This window comes from Caballeronia zhejiangensis (assembly GCF_022879815.1).
Taxonomy (GTDB): domain Bacteria; phylum Pseudomonadota; class Gammaproteobacteria; order Burkholderiales; family Burkholderiaceae; genus Caballeronia; species Caballeronia zhejiangensis.
Genome location: NZ_CP084283.1, coordinates 180,261 through 197,776 on the forward strand (window position 1 = coordinate 180,261; position 17,516 = coordinate 197,776).

Here is a 17,516-nt window from a genome sequence, read left to right on the forward strand (position 1 = left end):
TTCATCCATCTAGCGCTTCGGAGCATCATGCTGCAACAAGAAACAACAATCGTGAACAAGCTGGGGCTCCACGCACGCGCTTCGGCCAAGCTCACACAACTGGCGGGCAATTTTCAATGCGAGATCTGGATGAGCCGCAACGGGCGCCGGATCAACGCGAAAAGCATCATGGGCGTGATGATGCTGGCGGCGGGCATCGGCAGCACGGTGACGATCGAAACCGAAGGCGCGGACGAAGCCGAAGCGATGCAAGCCATTCTCGCGCTCATCGCCGATAAATTCGGAGAAGGGCAGTAAGCGTGTCGCCGCAGTGTCCGTCAGTGAAAAGCCGCGCATCGACGCGGCTTTTTCGTATCCGCATCACGCTTTCGCGTAACGTCGTGCAACCGTTCCGGCCCTGTCGTCACCGGGTGTTCAGGGACTTGTGAGCACGATCGAACATATAATGGACGCGCGGTTTGTGCCCGTCGAGGGGGCGCCTGGCAGACCGCGACATTCAAAGAACTAGAGGAGGGCGCGTGTCCTTCACGCTGCATGGAATTCCCGTCTCGCGCGGCATCGCCATTGGGCGCGCGTATCTGATCGCGCCGGCGGCGCTCGACGTAGACCACTATCTGATCGAGCCGGATCAGATCGACGCGGAAATCGCCCGATTCCACGCGGCGCAGGCGGCCGTCCTCGCCGAACTCGAAGCGCTGCGCGAAGACCTTTCCGCCGATGCGCCGAGCGAAATGGGCGCGTTCATCAACGTCCATACGATGATCCTGAACGACGCCATGCTCGTGCAGGAAACCATCGACCTGATTCGCACGCGCCGCTACAACGTCGAGTGGGCGCTGACCGAGCAACTGGAAATCCTCGGCGGTTATTTCGACGAGATCGAAGACGAATATCTGCGCGAACGCAAGGCGGACGTCGAGCAGGTCGTCGAGCGTCTTTTGAAAGCGTTGGCCGGCGCGCCGACGGCCGCGTCGCTCGTCGTGCATACGGCCGCCAGCAACGGGCACAACGAAATGATCGTCGTCGCCCACGATATCGCGCCGGCGGACATGCTTCAGTTCAAGACGCAGGCGTTCAAGGGCTTCGTCACCGACCTCGGCGGCCGCACTTCGCATACGGCGATCGTCGCGCGCAGTCTCGGCATTCCGGCGTCCGTCGGCGTGCAGCAGGCGAGCGTGCTGATCCGCCAGAACGATCTCATCATCGTCGACGGCGATCATGGCATCGTGATCGTCGATCCGGCGCCGATCGTTCTCGAAGAGTATTCGTATCGTCAGAGCGAGAAACTGCTGGAACAGCGCAAGCTCCAGCGCCTGAAGTTCTCGCCGACGCAGACGCTCTGCGGTACGAAGATCGAACTGTGCGCGAACATCGAGTTGCCGGAAGACGCGCAAGTCGCCGTCGAAGCGGGCGCGATGGGCGTCGGCCTGTTCCGCACCGAATTCCTCTTCATGAATCACAAGGACCAGTTGCCGGAGGAAGAGGAGCAGTTCGAGGCGTACAAGCGCGCCGTCGAGTTGATGAACGGCAAGCCGGTGACGATCCGCACGATCGATGTCGGCGCGGACAAGCCGCTCGATTCCATGACCGGAAGCGATGGCTACGAAACCGCGCCGAATCCCGCGCTGGGCTTGCGCGCGATCCGCTGGAGCCTGTCCGAGCCGCAGATGTTCATCACGCAATTGCGCGCCATTCTGCGGGCGTCGGCGTTCGGGCCGACCAAGATTCTCATTCCGATGCTCGCGCACGCACAGGAAATCGACCAGACGCTCGATCTGATCCGCGAGGCGAAGCGTCAACTCGACGACGAAGGCGTGGCGTACGACCGTCAGGTTCAGGTCGGCGCGATGATCGAGATTCCGGCGGCGGCCATCGCCGTGCGGCTGTTCCTGAGCCGGCTCGATTTTCTGTCGATCGGCACGAACGATCTGATCCAGTACACGCTCGCGATCGATCGCGCCGATAACAGCGTCGCGCATCTTTACGATCCGCTGCACCCGGCGGTGCTGAACCTGATCGCGTTCACGTTGCGCGAGGCGAAGCGCGCGGGCGTGCCGGTGTCGGTGTGCGGGGAAATGGCGGGCGATCCCGCCGTCACGCGCCTGTTACTCGGCCTCGGGCTCACCGAGTTTTCGATGCATCCGAGCCAGTTGCTGATCGTGAAGCAGGAAATTCTGCGCTCGAACCTGAAGGCGCTGGAAAAGCCGGTCGCGGATGTGCTTGCGGCCTACGAACCCGCTGAATTGCAGGCCGCGCTCACGGCGTTGCAGAAGGTCTAGGCCAAGCCGTGATCCGCAATCAGTCGATCCACCCGAGCGATGACCTGCTCGGGTGGATCGCCGAAGTGCATTGAAAGCGGCTGGGCTTGCCGCGCCTGCGCGGACACCACAGAAAATCGCGGTTGTCGAAGTCGCACGTCGTGTCGTTGAAGCAACCAATGCATGCGTGGAAATTGATCACGCGATACGGCGTGCGGAACTCCGTGTGCGGGTGATTCGCGGAAGCGACGGCCGCGCGAACGCGCTTTGCGTGAGCCCGCGTTGCGCGCTCGCCGGCGAAGTGATGGTGCTCAAAGAACGATCCGCCCTGCGATTGAAGAATCGATGAGCTTAAGCGGACCGTCCGGTCGACGGCGTAAGACGCGACCGATTTAGCGCGCTGCTTCGCGGCTTCCGGTGTTTCCGCAGACAGCGCAATCCGGCTGCCGCGCGATTCGCATCGTGTTCCATTCCATGCGCAGCGAGTCGAGCATCATCAGCCGGCCCGCGAGCGTCTCGCCGAAACCGCCGATCACGCGCAGCGCCTCCGCCGCCTGCATCGCACCGATGATGCCGACCGTCGGCGCGAACACGCCCATCGTCGAACACGCGACTTCCTCGAACGGCTGATCCGGCGGGAACACGCACGCGTAGCAGGGCGAATCGGGTGCGCGGAAGTCGAAGGTGCTGATCTGCCCGTCGAAACGCAGCGCCGCGCCCGACACGAGCGGCACGCGATGCGTGACGCAGGCCGCGTTGATCGCGTGACGCGTCGTGAAGTTGTCGCTGCAATCGAGCACCACGGTTTTACCCGGCACGTTGATGTCGAGCCACGCGGCGTCGGCGCGCGCGTTCACCGCGATGACGTCGATGTCCGGATTCAGCGCGCTCAACGTCTCGCGTGCCGATTCCACCTTGGGCGCTCCGACCGATCGCGTCATGTGCACGATCTGCCGCTGGAGATTCGTGAGATCGACAGTATCGGCATCGACGAGCGTGATTTTTCCGACACCTGACGCCGCGAGATACATCGCCGCGGGCGCGCCGAGTCCGCCCGCGCCGATGATGACGGCGTGCGCGTCGAGAAAGCGCTGCTGCGCCTCGATGCCGATTTCATCGACGAGGATGTGGCGGGAATAGCGAAGGAGTTGGTCGTCGTTCATCGCGGAAAGAATCGGCTTGCTCGAACGAAGCATTCTAAGCGCGAAAAGAAGAAAGGCTTCGCAACGTTACGCTGCGAAGCCTTTGCGGGGACTACGGAAAAGTTACTTCGACTGCTGCGCGGTAGGCGCCGATGCCGGCTGCGCGCCCGACGCCGGCGCGGAACCCGGCGTGGCCGGCAGCGCAGGCGGTGCAACCACCGGAGCGGACGCCGAACGTGCCGGCTTGTTCTGCGCGAGCTTGCGTTCGCTGTACGACTTGGACTCCACGACCTGCTTGCCTTCCAGCTTGTTCAGACCTTGCTGGAGCATGAAGTCGTCCGCGCTGCCGAACTCGACCGGCTTGCGCTCGCGGTCCTTGCGGCGCTGCTCGGGCGTCTTCTTGTCGTTCTGCTCTTCGAGAATGCGCAGTTGCTCCAGACGATCCGCCTCGCGCTGCTCCTGTTCCTTCTTCTCGTTCGGATCCTGCGTGTTCGCGAGGTGGTTCGAGTAATCGACTTCGCGCGTGACGAGCGCGTCGTCCGGATCGCCGTCCGCGTATTGATCGACCGGCACGTCGGGGCGCACGCCCTGATTCTGGATCGACTTGCCGCTCGGCGTGTAGTAATAGGCCGTCGTCAGGCGCAGGGCGCTGTCGGCGGTCATCGGACGCACGGTCTGCACCGAGCCCTTGCCGAACGTGGTCTTGCCGACGATCAGCGCGCGATGATGATCCTGCAGCGCACCCGCGACGATCTCGGAGGCCGACGCCGAATACGCGTTGGTCAGCACGACCATCGGCACCTTCTTGAAGATTTCCGGCACGCTCTTCAGCGGATCGGAATCGAAGGACGGCAGGCGATAGTTGTCGTAGGTGTCGCGGAAAGTCTGCTTCGCGTCCGCAATCTGGCCGTTGGTCGACACGACGACCGCGTTATCCGGCAGGAACGCGCCCGCGACGCCGACCGCGCTTTGCAGCAAGCCGCCGCCGTTGTTGCGCAGATCGAGCACGAGGCCCTTCAGATTCGGTTGCTGGCGCGCGAGATCCTGCAACTTCGACGCGAGATCCGGCACCGTGCGCTCCTGGAAGCTCGTGATGCGGATGTAGCCGTAGCCCGGCTCCGGCACCTTCATCTTCACCGACTGCACGCGGATCACGGCGCGCGTCACGGTGAGCGGGAACGTGCGGTCGTCGCTCTTGCGGAAGATCGTGAGCGTGACCTTCGTGCCCGGCTCGCCGCGCATCTGCTTCACGGCTTTATCCAGCGTCATGCCGCGCACCGGCTTGTCGTTGATGCGCGTGATGAGGTCGCCCGGACGAATGCCGGCGCGGAACGCTGGCGTGTCTTCGATCGGCGAAATGACCTTGATGAGGCCGTCTTCCGAAGAAATCTCGATGCCGAGGCCCGCGAAACGGCCCTTGGTCTGTTCCTGCAGTTCTTCGTAATCGGTCTTGTCGAGATAGGACGAGTGCGGGTCGAGGCTCGACACCATGCCCTTGATGGCGGCGGTGAGGAGCTTCTTGTCGTCGACCGGTTCGACGTATTCGTGCTTGATCTGACCGAAAACTTCGGCGAAAAGCCGCAATTGTTCGAGCGGCAGAGGCGAGGAAGCAGCTTGCTGTGCGGATGCGGAGATCTGCAGGGTGGCGAGTGCGCCGGCAGCAACGCCAACGGCTACCAGGCCGAAGTTTTTCAGGTTCTTTCGCATAGAGAGTGCGGTCGGAATCGGATGGGCTGCATCGTTGGTGACGGGCCAGTATACCCGCTCGCCTTGATCGGCGACTTAAACGCAACTTAAATGCCTGAGGCTTTCATCCGTTGAAGCGATGGCTCGCGCACGTTTCGACGCGATCCTGTCGATGCCGCTCGCGGTTCGTCAGCCGGGCGCCATGAACGCGGCGAGGGCGCCCGTTATGGCGCCCTCGTCAGGCCAAACACCTGCCGGACAGCCGGAATCAGCCCGCTTTGCCTTGCTTGGCGACAGCGGCCTGCGCGGCCGCGATGGCTTCCGGATCGCCCAGATAGTAGTGCTGGATGGGCTTCAGGTTTTCATCGAGTTCGTACACGAGCGGCACGCCGTTCGGGATGTTCAGCCCGACGATGTCCTGATCGGAGATGTTGTCCAGATACTTGACCAGCGCGCGGATCGAGTTGCCGTGCGCCGAAATCACGACCTGTTTGCCGGACTTGATGGCGGGTGCGATCGATTCGTTCCAGATCGGCAGGACGCGCGCGACCGTGTCTTTCAGGCATTCGGTGAGCGGCAACTGTTCGCGCGGCACCTTCGCGTAACGCGGATCGTTGTACGACGCACGCTCGTCGCCCGGTTCGAGCGCGGGCGGCGGCGTGTCGTAGCTGCGGCGCCAGACGAGCACCTGATCGTCGCCGTACTTCTTCGCGGTTTCTGCTTTGTTCAGGCCCGCGAGCGCGCCGTAGTGGCGTTCGTTCAGGCGCCACGAATGCACAACCGGTATATACATCTGATCCATCTCGTCCTGGACGTGCCACAGCGTGCGGATGGCGCGCTTCAACACCGACGTATACGCGATGTCGAACTGGTAGCCCGCCTCCTTCAGCAGCACGCCTGCCTGGCGCGCCTCACGGTTGCCCTGCTCGGTCAGGTCGACGTCGACCCAGCCGGTGAAGCGGTTTTCCTTGTTCCACGTCGATTCGCCGTGGCGGATGAGCACTAGCTTGTACATGATTTCGGTCGGTCAGTTGGAAAAGCGGTGCGCCGATCGCACCCCGTCATGCTGCCCGAACGGGCGGGGTGTCGCCATCGGCCGGACGGCAGAGGCCATCGCGGGAAACGGTTATTTTATAATGCCCCGATTGCGCCCATTTCCCTTTCTTCCTTTCCTACTAAATTTCGGCGGCCCTCGACGTGAAGTTTTTCACTGATTACACGAATATTGCACTTATCGTCATCGCGCTCGTTTCCGGCGCGCTGCTCCTTTGGCCCGCCGTCACGCGGCGCGGGCGCGGCGGCATTTCGGCCGCCGAAGCCACGACGCTCATCAACCGGCGCAACGCCGTGGTCGTCGATTTGCGGCCCGCCGCGGAATTCGCGAAGGGACATCTGCCGTCTGCACGAAATATCGAAGCCACGGAGCTTCAAGCAAAAATCGGCCAGATCGCGAAGAATAAGAGCAATCCGGTCGTGCTCGTTTGCCAAACCGGTCAAGAATCGCAGCGTGCGAGCCGCACCGTGTCCGAGGCGGGTTACGCCGAGGTCCACGTTTTGCAAGGCGGAGTGGACGCCTGGCAAAAAGCCGGCATGCCGGTGGTGAAACAAGGAGCAGTCAAGTGAAAAAAGTGGTGATGTACAGCACGGTCGTGTGCCCGTATTGCCAGATGGCCGAACGTCTTTTAAAGTCCCGCGGCGTCGAAACGATCGAGAAGATCCTGATCGATCGCGAGCCGGGCCGGCGCGAGGAAATGATGACGCGCACCGGACGGCGGACCGTGCCGCAGGTGTACATCGGCGAGACGCACGTCGGCGGCTACGACGATCTGTCCGCGCTCGATCGAAAGGGCGGCCTCGTGCCGCTGCTCGAATCGGCCTGACACATGCATACTCGCGGCGCGCGATTCGACACGAACGCGCGCCGCATACCGGATTACCTAGGAAATCAAAATGTCTGACGAGAACAACCAGCCGTTTTTCAACATCCAGCGCATCTATTTGAAGGACATGTCGCTGGAGCAGCCGAATTCGCCGGCTATCTTCCTCGAGCAGGAAATGCCGTCGGTTGAAGTCGAAGTCGACGTGAAGGCCGACCGCCTCGCGGAAAGCGTCTTCGAAGTGCTGGTCACGGGCACGGTCACGGCGAAAGTCACCGACAAGGTCGCATTCCTGATCGAAGCCAAGCAGGCAGGCATCTTCGACATCCGCAACATTCCGGCGGAGCAGATCGATCCGCTCGTCGGCATCGCGTGCCCGACCATTCTATTCCCGTACCTGCGCTCGAACATCGCCGACGCGATCACGCGCGCCGGTTTCCCGCCGATCCACCTCGCGGAGATCAACTTCCAGGCGCTGTACGAGCAGCGTATCGCCCAACTCGCGAGCGCCCAGGAAGGCGCGGCGAACGGCGCGACGCACTGACCTGACTCTGCCGGACCGGAGCCGAGCATGAAAGTAGCCGTTCTCGGCGCCGGCGCATGGGGCACCGCGCTCGCGGGCCACCTCGCGACCCGGCACGACACGAAGCTCTGGGCGCGCGACCCCGCGCTCATCGAATCACTTTCCCGCACGCACGAAAACACGCGCTATCTCGAAGGCGTGACGCTGCCGCACGCGCTCGCATTCGAGACCGATTTCGCCGCGGCGCTCGCGCATGCATCGGCGGATGAAGCGCTGTGCGTCGTCGCGACGCCGGTCGCGGGCCTGCGCGCGCTGTGCCGTTCGATGCGCGACGCCGGCGTCGTACCGGCGCATATCGTCTGGCTGTGCAAAGGCTTCGAGGCGGATACGCAGTGTCTGCCCAACGAGGTCGTCGCGGCCGAATTGCCCGAGCATCGCAGCAACGGAACGCTGTCCGGACCGAGCTTCGCGCGCGAAGTGGGACAAGGCTTGCCGGTCGCGCTGACGGTCGCGAGCGCATCGGCGGAACTGGGCGCGCGCACGGTCGCGGCGTTCCATCATGGCGCGATGCGTATCTATACCGGCGACGATGTCATCGGCGTCGAAGTCGGCGGCGCGGTGAAAAACGTGCTCGCAATCGCGACGGGCATTTCCGACGGCCTCGGTCTCGGCCTGAACGCCCGCGCCGCGCTCATCACGCGCGGGCTCGCGGAGATGTCGCGCTTAGGCGTCGCGCTCGGCGGCCGCGCGGAGACTTTCACCGGGCTAACCGGCCTCGGCGATCTCATCCTCACCGCGACGGGCGATCTGTCGCGCAATCGCACTGTCGGCATGCAACTCGCCAGCGGACGCACGCTCGAGGAGATTCTCGCGGCGCTCGGCCATGTCGCGGAAGGCGTGCGATGCGCGCGCGCCGTGCTCGGGCTCGCGCATTCGCGCGGAATCGAGATGCCGATCACGCAGGCGGTATGCCGCGTGCTCTTCGATAACGTGACGCCGCGCGATGCCGTGCAGGCGCTTCTCAGTCGGGACGCAAAAGCAGAGTAATCGGAGGCGTGTGTGCGTGGGCCCAGGCTCGAAGCGCTGAAAGTCGATATCACCACGCTCGAAGTCGATGCCATCGTCAACGCGGCGAACAAATCGCTGCTCGGCGGCGGCGGAGTAGACGGGGCGATTCATCGCAAGGCCGGCAAAGGCCTGCTGCGCGAGTGCGAGACGCTCGGCGGCTGCGAAACCGGCGACGCGAAAATCACGCGCGGCTACGATCTTCCCGCGAAGCACGTCATTCATGCGGTCGGGCCGCGCTGGAGCGGCGGCAAGAAGAACGAGCCCGAATTGCTCGCGAGCTGTTACCAGCGCTCGCTCGAACTCGCTCAGGAAGCGGGCTGCGAGTCGATTGCGTTCCCGGCGATCAGTTGCGGCATCTATCACTTTCCCCATGATGAAGCCGTGAAGATCGCGGTGCGCACGGTCATCGACACGTTGCCTTCCACGCCCGCCGTTCAGCGTGTCGTCTTTGCATGCTTTCAGGACGACATGCTCGCGCTCTATCGAGCCGAACTCCAAGCGGCAAAGGCTTAAGCGCCGCCTTCGAATCCCGCCTGACGCCACGCCTCGAACGTCACGATCGCCACCGTATTCGACAAATTCAGGCTGCGATTACCCGGCCGCATCGGCAGGCGCACGCGCTGTTCCGTCGCAAAGTGCGCCAGCAATTCGGGCGCGAGGCCGCGCGTCTCCGCGCCGAACACGAACCAGTCGCCCGGCCTGAACGCGTGATCGAAGAACGGCGTCGAGCCGCGCGTCGTGAACGCGAACATGCGCGTGGCGTCGGGTGTTTCCTTCGCGATGAAGGCATCCCAGTCCGCATGCACGTTCATTTCGGCGTACTCGTGATAGTCGAGGCCGGCGCGGCGCATCTTCGCGTCGTCGAGCGGAAAGCCGAGCGGCTCGATCAGATGCAGACGCGCGCCCGTGTTCGCGCACAGGCGGATCACGTTGCCGGTGTTCGGCGGGATTTCGGGTTCGACGAGTACGACGTTGAACATGGATTGCTTCTAATAAAGGTGATTAATCTTTAGGCGTGCGCAGCGCCACGAAATTGCTGACACGCCGCGCGCCGGCGAGCTTCAGCGTGCGAGCAAGCGCGTCGAGCGTCGCGCCCGATGTCATCACATCGTCGACGACGCCGACATGCGTGCCGCGCACATCGCCCGAGACGGCGAACGCGCTCGCAACATTGCGGCGGCGCGTTTCGCGATCGAGCCGCGATTGCGCCGACGTATGCCGGACCCGCGCGATCATCGATGCGTGGGCGGGCACGCGCATCATGCGTGCGAGCGGACGCGCGATGGCCCACGCCTGGTTGTAGCCACGCGCGATGAGCCGTTCGCGCGAGAGAGGCATCGGCACGATCACATCCGGCGCGGGCAGATCGCTGTCCTCGAAACGCGCATGCAGATGCCGCGCGAATGCCTCGCCCGCGGCGAGCCGCGCACGAAACTTCAACTCGACGGCGAGCGTGTCGAGGGGCGCGCGATAGTCGGCGAGCGCGAGCGTGTCGTTGAACGCGGGCGGCGCTTCGAGGCACGCGGCGCAGTGCACGCGCAGGTCTTCGCGCTCGCGTCGCATCGCGGATGCCGCCAACGGCAGCGCGCACGTCGCACAGCGCAAGCGCGGCTCGTTCCGGTACTGCGCGTCGCAACCATCGCACAGCAGTGCTTGCGACAAATTGCCGCATAACGCGCACTGGCTCGGCAGCGCGCACGCGACGAGCCGTTTTGCCGCCGACGCGAATCCGCGAGCGCGTGCCGTGACGGGCGTCCGGAAGGGAAGGCGAATGCTGTCGGCTTTCATGACTGCTGAATCGGAAAAATCGCGGCTCGATGCGCTAAACACGCGCATTCATTGCGCCTCACGAAGCGTTTATGCCTCGTATCAGCACTTCGCATGGGTCGTTTTCGAGACGACCGAGTATACTTCGCACTCTCCGCAAAAAGATCGACATGTCCCCGACATCCCCTAAAACTAGCCGTCCGGCCTATGATCCGCGCCGTTTGCGCGCGATCTTCGACGGTCGCGCCGCCGCCTTCGACGAGGTCGCGTTCCTGCCACGCGAGATCGCGGAGCGCATGCGCGAGCGGCTCGAATACATCAAGGTTGCGCCGATGCGCGTCCTCGATGCGGCGTGCGGCGCCGGGGCGGACCTGGCCGGTTTGCGGGAACGCTTTGCAGAGGCGTCGGTGACCGGCATCGACATCTCGTCCGCGATGCTCGCGCGCGCGCGCGCCGCCGAAGCCACGGACGCGGACAACGGCGCGGGATGGCGCCGCTTTCTTCCTTCGACGCTCGCGAAGGCGTTCGGCGCACGCGGCCCGCAACTCGCGCAGGCGGATTTTTCCGCGCTGCCGTTCGCATCGGGCGCGTTCGAACTATTGTGGTCGAATCTCGCGCTGCACTGGCATGCGCGGCCCGACCTCGTTTTTCCCGAATGGCAGCGCGTGCTCAAGGTGAACGGCTTGCTGATGTTCAGCACGTTCGGCCCCGATACGCTGCGCGAGCTTCGCGCCGCGTATCGCGAAGCGGAGCGGACGCTCGGGCTCGCGCCGCAAGCGCATACGATCGATTTCGTCGACATGCACGATCTCGGCGACATGCTCGTCGAAAGCGGCTTCGAAATTCCGGTGATGGATCAGGAAGTGCTGACGATCACGTACAAATCGCCTGAATCGCTGTTCGCGGACGTGACGCGCTGGGGCGCGTATCCGTTCGAGCGCGCGTTCGACGAAGGCCATGCGGACGCCAAGGCCGTGCGCGGCGCGGTGCATCAGGCGCTCGAAGCGCTGCGCCGCGACGACGGCACGATCCCGCTGACCTTCGAAGTGATCTACGGGCATGCGTGGAAGGCGGTGCCGCGCATGACGGCGGACGGGCACGGCATCGTCCGTCTCGAAGATATTGGACGAGGCTCGAAACCGAAACGCTGAATCGGTAAAGAGCGCAGTTGTTATGTCTGAAATTTGCGCAAGAAAGGCGCGCAAAAAGGTGCGTCAAAAGGGCGCAGAAGCTTGTGGCGCTTGGCTTTGCGAGGTTACGACCCTTGCTTGTGGATGCCACCCAAGACGCCTATAATGCGTCAGTTTGTCGCCCGGACCGACACAAATTTGGGCGAAATCCGAGCAAATGTGTGTGATTGCGTGCGGATTGATGGAGGCAGCGATGCAAGCCAGCCAGACGCTGACGGAGTCCGAGCCGGTCATCAAGGACTGGCTGATGAAGCGAAACTGCTCGGTCTCGCCGCGTCAGTTCGTGGGCTTCTATGTGTCGCTTGCGCTGTTTTCGCTGGCAATCGCAACGCCGCTGTTTCTGAACGGCGCCTGGCTGGTGCTGCCGTTCACCGGAATCGAGTTGGCGGTCGTGGGCATCGCGTTTCTGATCTACGCGCGCCATGCGGTCGACTACGAACGGATCCGGCTGTATCAAAACCGGTTGTTGATCGAACAGATGAACGCCGAAGAGCTGACGCAGTTCGAGTTCAATCCGCGTTGGGTGCGGGTCGAAGCGGGCGCGACGCCGAGAGAGCCGCTCACGATCGTATCGCGCGGTCAATCGGTGAAAATCGGACAACACCTTGCACAGCATCGTCGCAAACAATTTGCTGCCGAGTTACAGGCGTCGCTGAGACGTCTATGAGAGGAGCCGGCGGGTGCGATGCCACGGGGGTCGAGGGTTTGAATGGAAAATTTGGGTAAGGATGCTATGAAAACAATCAAGCGAGCCCTCTCGGGCGTGCTGGCGGCAGGCGCACTGCTTTCCGCCGGTGCTGCCCTGGCGGTCGAAAACAGTCCAGGCGGTCCCGCTGTCAACGAGATCAACTTCCAGCAGCCTGTGACGAAGATCGCCGAGGAGCTCTACGGCCTCCATATCTTCATGCTCATCATCTGCACCGTCATCTTCATTGGCGTGTTCGGGGTGATGTTCTATTCGCTCTTCAAGCATCGCAAGTCGAAAGGCTTCAAGCCGGCCAACTTCCACGAAAGCACCACGGTCGAAATCATCTGGACGATCGTGCCGTTCATCATCGTCATTCTGATGGCGCTGCCGGCAACCAAGGCCGTCGTCGCGATGAAGGACACGTCCAACGCCGATCTCACCGTCAAGGTCACGGGCTATCAGTGGAAGTGGGGCTACGACTACGTGAAGGGTCCGGGCGAAGGCATCAGCTTCCTCTCGACGCTCTCCACGCCGCGCAGCGAAGTGAACGGTCAGAAGCCGATCTCGACGCTGTATCTGCAGGAAGTCGACAACCCGCTCGTCGTGCCGGTCGACAAGAAGATCCGCATCATCACGACGGCGAACGATGTCGTTCACTCGTGGTACGTCCCGGCATTCGGCGTGAAGCAGGATGCGATTCCGGGCTTCGTGCGCGACACGTGGTTCAAGGCCGAGAAGGTGGGCACGTATCGCGGATTCTGTACGGAACTGTGCGGCAAGGAGCACGCGTACATGCCGGTGGTCGTCGAAGTGCTGTCGGCCGATGACTACGCGAAGTGGGTCGACGGGCAAAAGAAGAAGATGGCCGCCGGCCAGGACGATCCGCTCAAGACGTACACGAAGGACGAACTGATGGCGCGCGGCCAGCAGGTTTACACGTCGAACTGCGCGGTCTGCCACCAGCCGACCGGCAAGGGCGCGGGCCAGTTCCCGGCGCTCGACGGCTCGAAGATCGCGAACGGTTCCATCGCCGAGCATCTGAATATCGTGCTGCACGGCAAGGCCGCGATGCCGCCGTGGCAAGGTGTGTTGAACGACGTCGAGATCGCGTCGGTCGTCACGTTCGAGCGTAATAGCTGGAGCAACCACACCGGCGATCTGCTGCAACCGAAGCAGGTCATCGACGCCAAGGCGGGCAAGATGCCCGAAGGCGGCGGCAATGCGGCGGCGGCATCGGCGCCGGAAGCGGCGAGTGCCGCGCCCGCGGCGGCCGAAGCGAGCGCGCCGGCTGCATCGGGTGCGCAGGCGTCGCAAGCCGCCGGTCTGCCCGCCAGCATCTATTTCGAGACGGGCAAGGATTCGCTGCCCGCCGACGCGAAGAGTGCGGTGGACGCCGCGGCGGCCTACGCAAAGGCGCATCCGGACGCGAAGATCGCGTTGTCGGGATTCACCGATGCGACCGGCAACGCCGACCAGAACGCCGATCTCGCCAAGCGCCGCGCGCAAGCCGTGCGCGACGCGCTGAAGGCAGCGGGCGTGTCGGAAGACCGCATCGTGTTGAAGAAACCGGAAACCATCACGGGCGGCGCCGATAACAAGGAAGCCCGTCGCGTGGAAATCAGTCCGGCTGCTTGACGTGCCGAGCGTGGCGCTTTCCTTCGCCGGACGGCAACGGAAAGTCCCACGCGTCATTGCCAAGTGCCCCGAGTATTCGCTTTAGGAGATGATTGTCATGTCTAGCATCGGACACGATGTAGGCGCAGGTCACGACCACGCGCACGACCATGCGCACGAGACGCCGCATGGCTGGCGCCGGTGGCTCTTCGCTACCAACCACAAGGACATCGGTACGCTGTACCTGTTGTTCTCCTTCATCATGTTCCTCTCCGGAGGCGTGATGGCGCTCGGCATCCGTGCCGAGCTGTTCGAGCCGGGCCTGCAGATCATGCGTCCCGAGTTCTTCAATCAGCTGACCACCATGCACGGCCTCATCATGGTGTTCGGCGCGATCATGCCGGCGTTCGTCGGTTTCGCGAACTGGATGGTGCCGCTGCAGATCGGCGCATCGGACATGGCGTTCGCGCGGATGAACAACTTCAGCTTCTGGCTGCTGCCGGCTGCCGCGGTGCTGCTCGTCGGCTCGTTCTTCGTGCCGGGCGGCGCAACCGCCGCGGGCTGGACGCTGTACGCGCCGCTCTCCACGCAAATGGGCCCCGGCATGGACTTCGCGATTTTCGCGGTCCACATCATGGGCGCGTCGTCGATCATGGGCGGCATCAACATCGTCGTGACGATTTTGAACATGCGCGCGCCGGGCATGACGCTCATGAAGATGCCGATGTTCGCGTGGACGTGGCTCATCACCGCGTACCTGCTGATCGCCGTGATGCCGGTCCTGGCGGGCGCGATCACGATGGTGCTGTTCGACCGTCACTTCGGCACGTCGTTCTTCAACGCGGCGGGCGGCGGCGATCCGGTGATGTACCAGCACATCTTCTGGTTCTTCGGTCACCCCGAGGTGTACATCATGATCTTGCCGGCGTTCGGGATCGTGTCGCAGGTGATTCCGGCGTTCTCGCGCAAGCCGCTGTTCGGCTATAGCTCGATGGTGTACGCGACGGCATCGATCGCGATCCTGTCGTTCATGGTGTGGGCGCACCACATGTTCGCGACCGGCATGCCGGTGACGGGCCAGCTCTTCTTCATGTACGCGACGATGCTGATCGCGGTCCCGACGGGCGTGAAGGTGTTCAACTGGGTGGCGACGATGTGGCGCGGCGCGCTGTCGTTCGAAACCCCGATGCTGTTCGCGATCGGCTTCCTGTTCGTGTTCACGATGGGCGGCTTCACGGGCCTGATCCTGTCGATGGCGCCGCTCGACATCCAGATGCACGGCACCTATTACGTCGTGGCGCACTTCCACTACGTGCTGGTGGCGGGTTCGCTCTTCGCGTTGTTCGCAGGCTGGTACTACTGGGCGCCGAAGTGGACCGGCTGGATGTACAACGAGATGCGCGGGAAGATCCACTTCTGGGCGTCGATGATCTTCTTCAACATCACGTTCTTCCCGATGCACTTCCTGGGTCTCGCCGGCATGCCGCGCCGTTATGCGGACTACCCGGCGCAGTTCACGGACTTCAACCAGGTCGCGACGATCGGCGCATTCGGCTTCGGCCTCGCACAGGTGTACTTCCTGTTCGCGGTCGCGCTGCCGACGTATCGTGGCGGCGGCGAGCTGGAGAAGGCATCCGACAAGCCGTGGGATGGCGCGGAAGGCCTCGAATGGACCGTGCCGAGCCCGGCGCCGTTCCATACGTTTGAAAATCCGCCGACGGTCGAATAAATAGCATCGAGGTTTGCAAGGCTTCCGCCACGGAAGTCTTGCAGCCGGCAAGCAAGAGAAAGCATGGCCCCGAATCCACAAAAAAGACGCACGCCCGAGGAAATACGCGCGGGTAACAAGCGGCTCGGAATCATCATGGTGTTGGTTGCCGCCGTCTTCTTTCTGGGTATCGTCGTCAGGCAATACCTGTTGTCGCGAGGGTAGGAAAGCAACGTGTCCACTCAGCAGGAAAATTCGCATGTCGACCGGTCGTTCAACCGGTCGATGCTGGTCAAGCTCTTCGTCGTCGCCGCGCTGATGTTCGGCTTCGGCTTTGCGCTCGTGCCGATGTACCGCGCGATCTGCCAGATCACCGGCATCAACAACCTCGTGCAGAAGGACGTCGGCGCGCGCGAGGCGAAGAACACGCAAGTGGACATGAGCCGCTCGATCTCGATCGAATTCGATGCGAACGCGCGCGGCCCGCTGAAGTTCAAGCCGGAGCAGAACTCGCTGGACATCCATCCCGGCGAAGTGATGACGGTCATGTACGACGTGACCAACGAGCAGAATCGCACGGTGAACGCGCAGGCGATTCCGAGCTATGCGCCGAAGCAGGCCACCGAGTATTTCAAGAAGATCGAATGCTTCTGTTTCACGCAGCAGACGCTCGCGCCGAACGAGACCAAGCGCATGCCGGTCGTGTTCGTCGTCGATCCGAAGCTGCCGAAGGATGTGAAGACGATCACGCTGTCGTACACGTTCTTCGAGCTGAACACGCCGAAGTCGGTGGCGAAGGGCTCGTGACGGCCATGAGCGCGGATACGCCGAAAAAGGGCGGTTTCTTCAAGCTCATCAAGGCGGTGTGCTGGTCGTTTTTCGGCGTGCGCCGCCGGGCCGACCTGGAGAGCGACGCCGCGCAGTTGAATCCGCTGCATCTGATCGCGGCGGGCATCATCGGGGCGGTGCTGTTCATCGTCGTGTTGTTGCTGATCGTGCGCGCGGTAGTGGGATAGACGGAAAACGCCGGGCGTCGCGCGAAGCGCTGCTGCCGGCGGCAAAAGAAAATTCAAGCAACTGGATCGAAGTGGAGAATCAACAATGAGCGGTCAAAACGAGAGCCCGTACTATTTCGTGCCGCATCCGTCGCGGCATCCGGTGATGGCTGCAACTGGCTTGCTGATCATGCTCGCCTCGCTGGCGTCGTGGGTGAACGGCCATAGCTTCGGGCCCGCCGGCACGTTTATCGGCTTGCTGTTCGTGCTGTTCGTGCTGTGGCACTGGTTCGGCGACGCCATCTCCGAATCCGAAGGCGGCATGTACGGCAAGCGTGTCGATGTGTCGTACCGCTGGAGCATGAGCTGGTTCATCTTCTCCGAAGTGATGTTCTTCGCGGCGTTCTTCGGCGCGCTGTTCTACGCGCGCGCCATCGCGATGCACGAACTCGGCAGCCTCGACTACAAGCTGATCTGGCCGGACTTCACCGCCGTGTGGCCGAACAACGGCCCCGCCGCGCTCGTGCCGCATTTCCGCGCGATGGTGCCGTGGCCCCTGCCGACCATCAACACGGCGCTTCTGCTGTCTTCCGGCGCGACGCTGACGGTGGCGCACCACGCGCTGCGCGAAGATCATCGCAAGAAGGCGATCATCTGGCTGGGCGCGACTGTTCTGCTCGGTATCATCTTCCTGTTCTGCCAGGGCTACGAGTATTTCCACGCGTACAACGAACTCAACCTGACGCTCAACTCCGGCGTGTACGGCTCGACGTTCTTCCTGCTGACGGGCTTCCACGGTTTCCACGTGTTCCTCGGCGGCACGATGCTGGCAGTGGTGATGTTCCGGCTGATTCGCGGTCACTTCACGGCGGAGCACCACTTCGCGTTCGAGGGCGCCGCGTGGTACTGGCACTTCGTCGACGTCGTGTGGCTGGGTCTGTACGTCGTCGTCTACTGGCTGTAAGGAATATCGACGCGGGCGCGCGCGATGCGCCGTCCG

The 17,516-nt window shown here is 63.1% G+C and carries 20 protein-coding genes; 15 read left to right on the forward strand and 5 right to left on the reverse strand.

Features of this window, described 5'->3' with window-relative positions; all coding sequences use genetic code 11:
* Window positions 1-27: 27 nt before the first annotated feature.
* Complete coding sequence (locus tag LDZ23_RS00890; RefSeq protein WP_008351787.1) at window positions 28-297, forward strand: HPr family phosphocarrier protein; 270 nt, start codon at window positions 28-30, stop codon at window positions 295-297.
* Window positions 298-518: 221 nt separating this feature from the next.
* Window positions 519-2,279: a phosphoenolpyruvate--protein phosphotransferase gene (gene ptsP / locus LDZ23_RS00895; RefSeq protein WP_008351786.1), complete on the forward strand. Its 1,761-nt coding sequence runs from the start codon at window positions 519-521 to the stop codon at window positions 2,277-2,279.
* 371 nt (window positions 2,280-2,650) lie between these two features.
* On the opposite strand, the gene LDZ23_RS00900 is transcribed toward ptsP, so the two are convergent.
* From LDZ23_RS00900 to gpmA, 3 genes are all read right to left on the reverse strand, one after another.
* Window positions 2,651-3,421: a HesA/MoeB/ThiF family protein gene (locus LDZ23_RS00900; RefSeq protein ID WP_008351784.1), complete on the reverse strand. Its 771-nt coding sequence runs from the start codon at window positions 3,419-3,421 to the stop codon at window positions 2,651-2,653.
* A gap of 102 nt (window positions 3,422-3,523) precedes the next feature.
* On the reverse strand, window positions 3,524-5,107 hold the full coding sequence (locus LDZ23_RS00905) for a S41 family peptidase (RefSeq protein ID WP_008351783.1): 1,584 nt from the start codon (window positions 5,105-5,107) through the stop codon (window positions 3,524-3,526).
* A 247-nt stretch (window positions 5,108-5,354) separates the two neighbouring features.
* Window positions 5,355-6,101 carry a 2,3-diphosphoglycerate-dependent phosphoglycerate mutase gene (gene gpmA, locus LDZ23_RS00910; protein WP_008351782.1) on the reverse strand — a complete coding sequence of 249 codons (747 nt, stop codon included), beginning with the start codon at window positions 6,099-6,101 and terminating at the stop codon, window positions 5,355-5,357.
* Window positions 6,102-6,283: 182 nt separating this feature from the next.
* Here gpmA and LDZ23_RS00915 point away from each other — a divergent pair, with 182 nt between their 5' ends.
* The 5 genes from LDZ23_RS00915 to LDZ23_RS00935 all read left to right on the forward strand — a co-directional run bounded on the left by LDZ23_RS00915 (window position 6,284) and on the right by LDZ23_RS00935 (window position 9,067).
* Complete coding sequence (locus LDZ23_RS00915) at window positions 6,284-6,709, forward strand: rhodanese-like domain-containing protein (protein WP_008351781.1); 426 nt, start codon at window positions 6,284-6,286, stop codon at window positions 6,707-6,709.
* A complete protein-coding gene (grxC, locus tag LDZ23_RS00920) occupies window positions 6,706-6,966 on the forward strand; it encodes a glutaredoxin 3 (RefSeq protein WP_008351780.1) in 261 nt (86 codons plus the stop codon). Before LDZ23_RS00915 ends, grxC begins: the two co-directional genes overlap by 4 nt.
* A gap of 70 nt (window positions 6,967-7,036) precedes the next feature.
* Window positions 7,037-7,507 carry a protein-export chaperone SecB gene (gene secB, locus LDZ23_RS00925; RefSeq protein WP_008351779.1) on the forward strand — a complete coding sequence of 157 codons (471 nt, stop codon included), beginning with the start codon at window positions 7,037-7,039 and terminating at the stop codon, window positions 7,505-7,507.
* Between the two features lie 27 nt (window positions 7,508-7,534).
* Window positions 7,535-8,533 (forward strand): NAD(P)H-dependent glycerol-3-phosphate dehydrogenase, encoded by a 999-nt coding sequence (locus LDZ23_RS00930; RefSeq protein ID WP_008351778.1) that lies wholly within the window; start codon window positions 7,535-7,537, stop codon window positions 8,531-8,533.
* A 12-nt stretch (window positions 8,534-8,545) separates the two neighbouring features.
* Window positions 8,546-9,067, forward strand: a complete 522-nt coding sequence (locus tag LDZ23_RS00935; protein ID WP_008351776.1) for an O-acetyl-ADP-ribose deacetylase — start codon at window positions 8,546-8,548, stop codon at window positions 9,065-9,067.
* Here LDZ23_RS00935 and trmL read toward each other — a convergent pair.
* The gene (gene trmL, locus LDZ23_RS00940; RefSeq protein WP_008351775.1) at window positions 9,064-9,534 is read right to left on the reverse strand and encodes a tRNA (uridine(34)/cytosine(34)/5-carboxymethylaminomethyluridine(34)-2'-O)-methyltransferase TrmL; all 471 of its coding nucleotides are present in this window, start codon (window positions 9,532-9,534) and stop codon (window positions 9,064-9,066) included. The genes LDZ23_RS00935 and trmL overlap by 4 nt on opposite strands.
* Before the next feature lie 22 nt (window positions 9,535-9,556).
* Complete coding sequence (locus tag LDZ23_RS00945) at window positions 9,557-10,342, reverse strand: ComF family protein (protein ID WP_033536546.1); 786 nt, start codon at window positions 10,340-10,342, stop codon at window positions 9,557-9,559.
* A gap of 149 nt (window positions 10,343-10,491) precedes the next feature.
* Between LDZ23_RS00945 and LDZ23_RS00950 the strand changes: the two genes are divergently transcribed.
* The 8 genes from LDZ23_RS00950 (at window position 10,492) to LDZ23_RS00985 (ending at window position 17,480) form a co-directional block, all read left to right on the forward strand.
* Window positions 10,492-11,472 (forward strand): methyltransferase domain-containing protein, encoded by a 981-nt coding sequence (locus tag LDZ23_RS00950; protein ID WP_033536545.1) that lies wholly within the window; start codon window positions 10,492-10,494, stop codon window positions 11,470-11,472.
* 232 nt (window positions 11,473-11,704) lie between these two features.
* On the forward strand, window positions 11,705-12,178 hold the full coding sequence (locus LDZ23_RS00955) for a DUF2244 domain-containing protein (protein WP_008351769.1): 474 nt from the start codon (window positions 11,705-11,707) through the stop codon (window positions 12,176-12,178).
* Window positions 12,179-12,220: 42 nt separating this feature from the next.
* Window positions 12,221-13,834 carry a cytochrome c oxidase subunit II gene (gene coxB / locus LDZ23_RS00960; RefSeq protein WP_008351767.1) on the forward strand — a complete coding sequence of 538 codons (1,614 nt, stop codon included), beginning with the start codon at window positions 12,221-12,223 and terminating at the stop codon, window positions 13,832-13,834.
* Between the two features lie 97 nt (window positions 13,835-13,931).
* Window positions 13,932-15,542, forward strand: coding sequence for a cytochrome c oxidase subunit I (gene ctaD / locus LDZ23_RS00965; protein ID WP_008351764.1), 1,611 nt, complete (start codon window positions 13,932-13,934; stop codon window positions 15,540-15,542).
* A gap of 63 nt (window positions 15,543-15,605) precedes the next feature.
* On the forward strand, window positions 15,606-15,746 hold the full coding sequence (locus LDZ23_RS00970) for a cytochrome oxidase small assembly protein (RefSeq protein WP_008351762.1): 141 nt from the start codon (window positions 15,606-15,608) through the stop codon (window positions 15,744-15,746).
* A gap of 9 nt (window positions 15,747-15,755) precedes the next feature.
* Complete coding sequence (locus tag LDZ23_RS00975) at window positions 15,756-16,328, forward strand: cytochrome c oxidase assembly protein (protein WP_008351760.1); 573 nt, start codon at window positions 15,756-15,758, stop codon at window positions 16,326-16,328.
* A 5-nt stretch (window positions 16,329-16,333) separates the two neighbouring features.
* Window positions 16,334-16,537, forward strand: coding sequence for a DUF2970 domain-containing protein (locus LDZ23_RS00980; RefSeq protein WP_008351758.1), 204 nt, complete (start codon window positions 16,334-16,336; stop codon window positions 16,535-16,537).
* Window positions 16,538-16,622: 85 nt separating this feature from the next.
* The gene (locus tag LDZ23_RS00985; RefSeq protein ID WP_008351755.1) at window positions 16,623-17,480 is read left to right on the forward strand and encodes a cytochrome c oxidase subunit 3; all 858 of its coding nucleotides are present in this window, start codon (window positions 16,623-16,625) and stop codon (window positions 17,478-17,480) included.
* The last annotated feature ends 36 nt before the right edge of the window (window positions 17,481-17,516 follow it).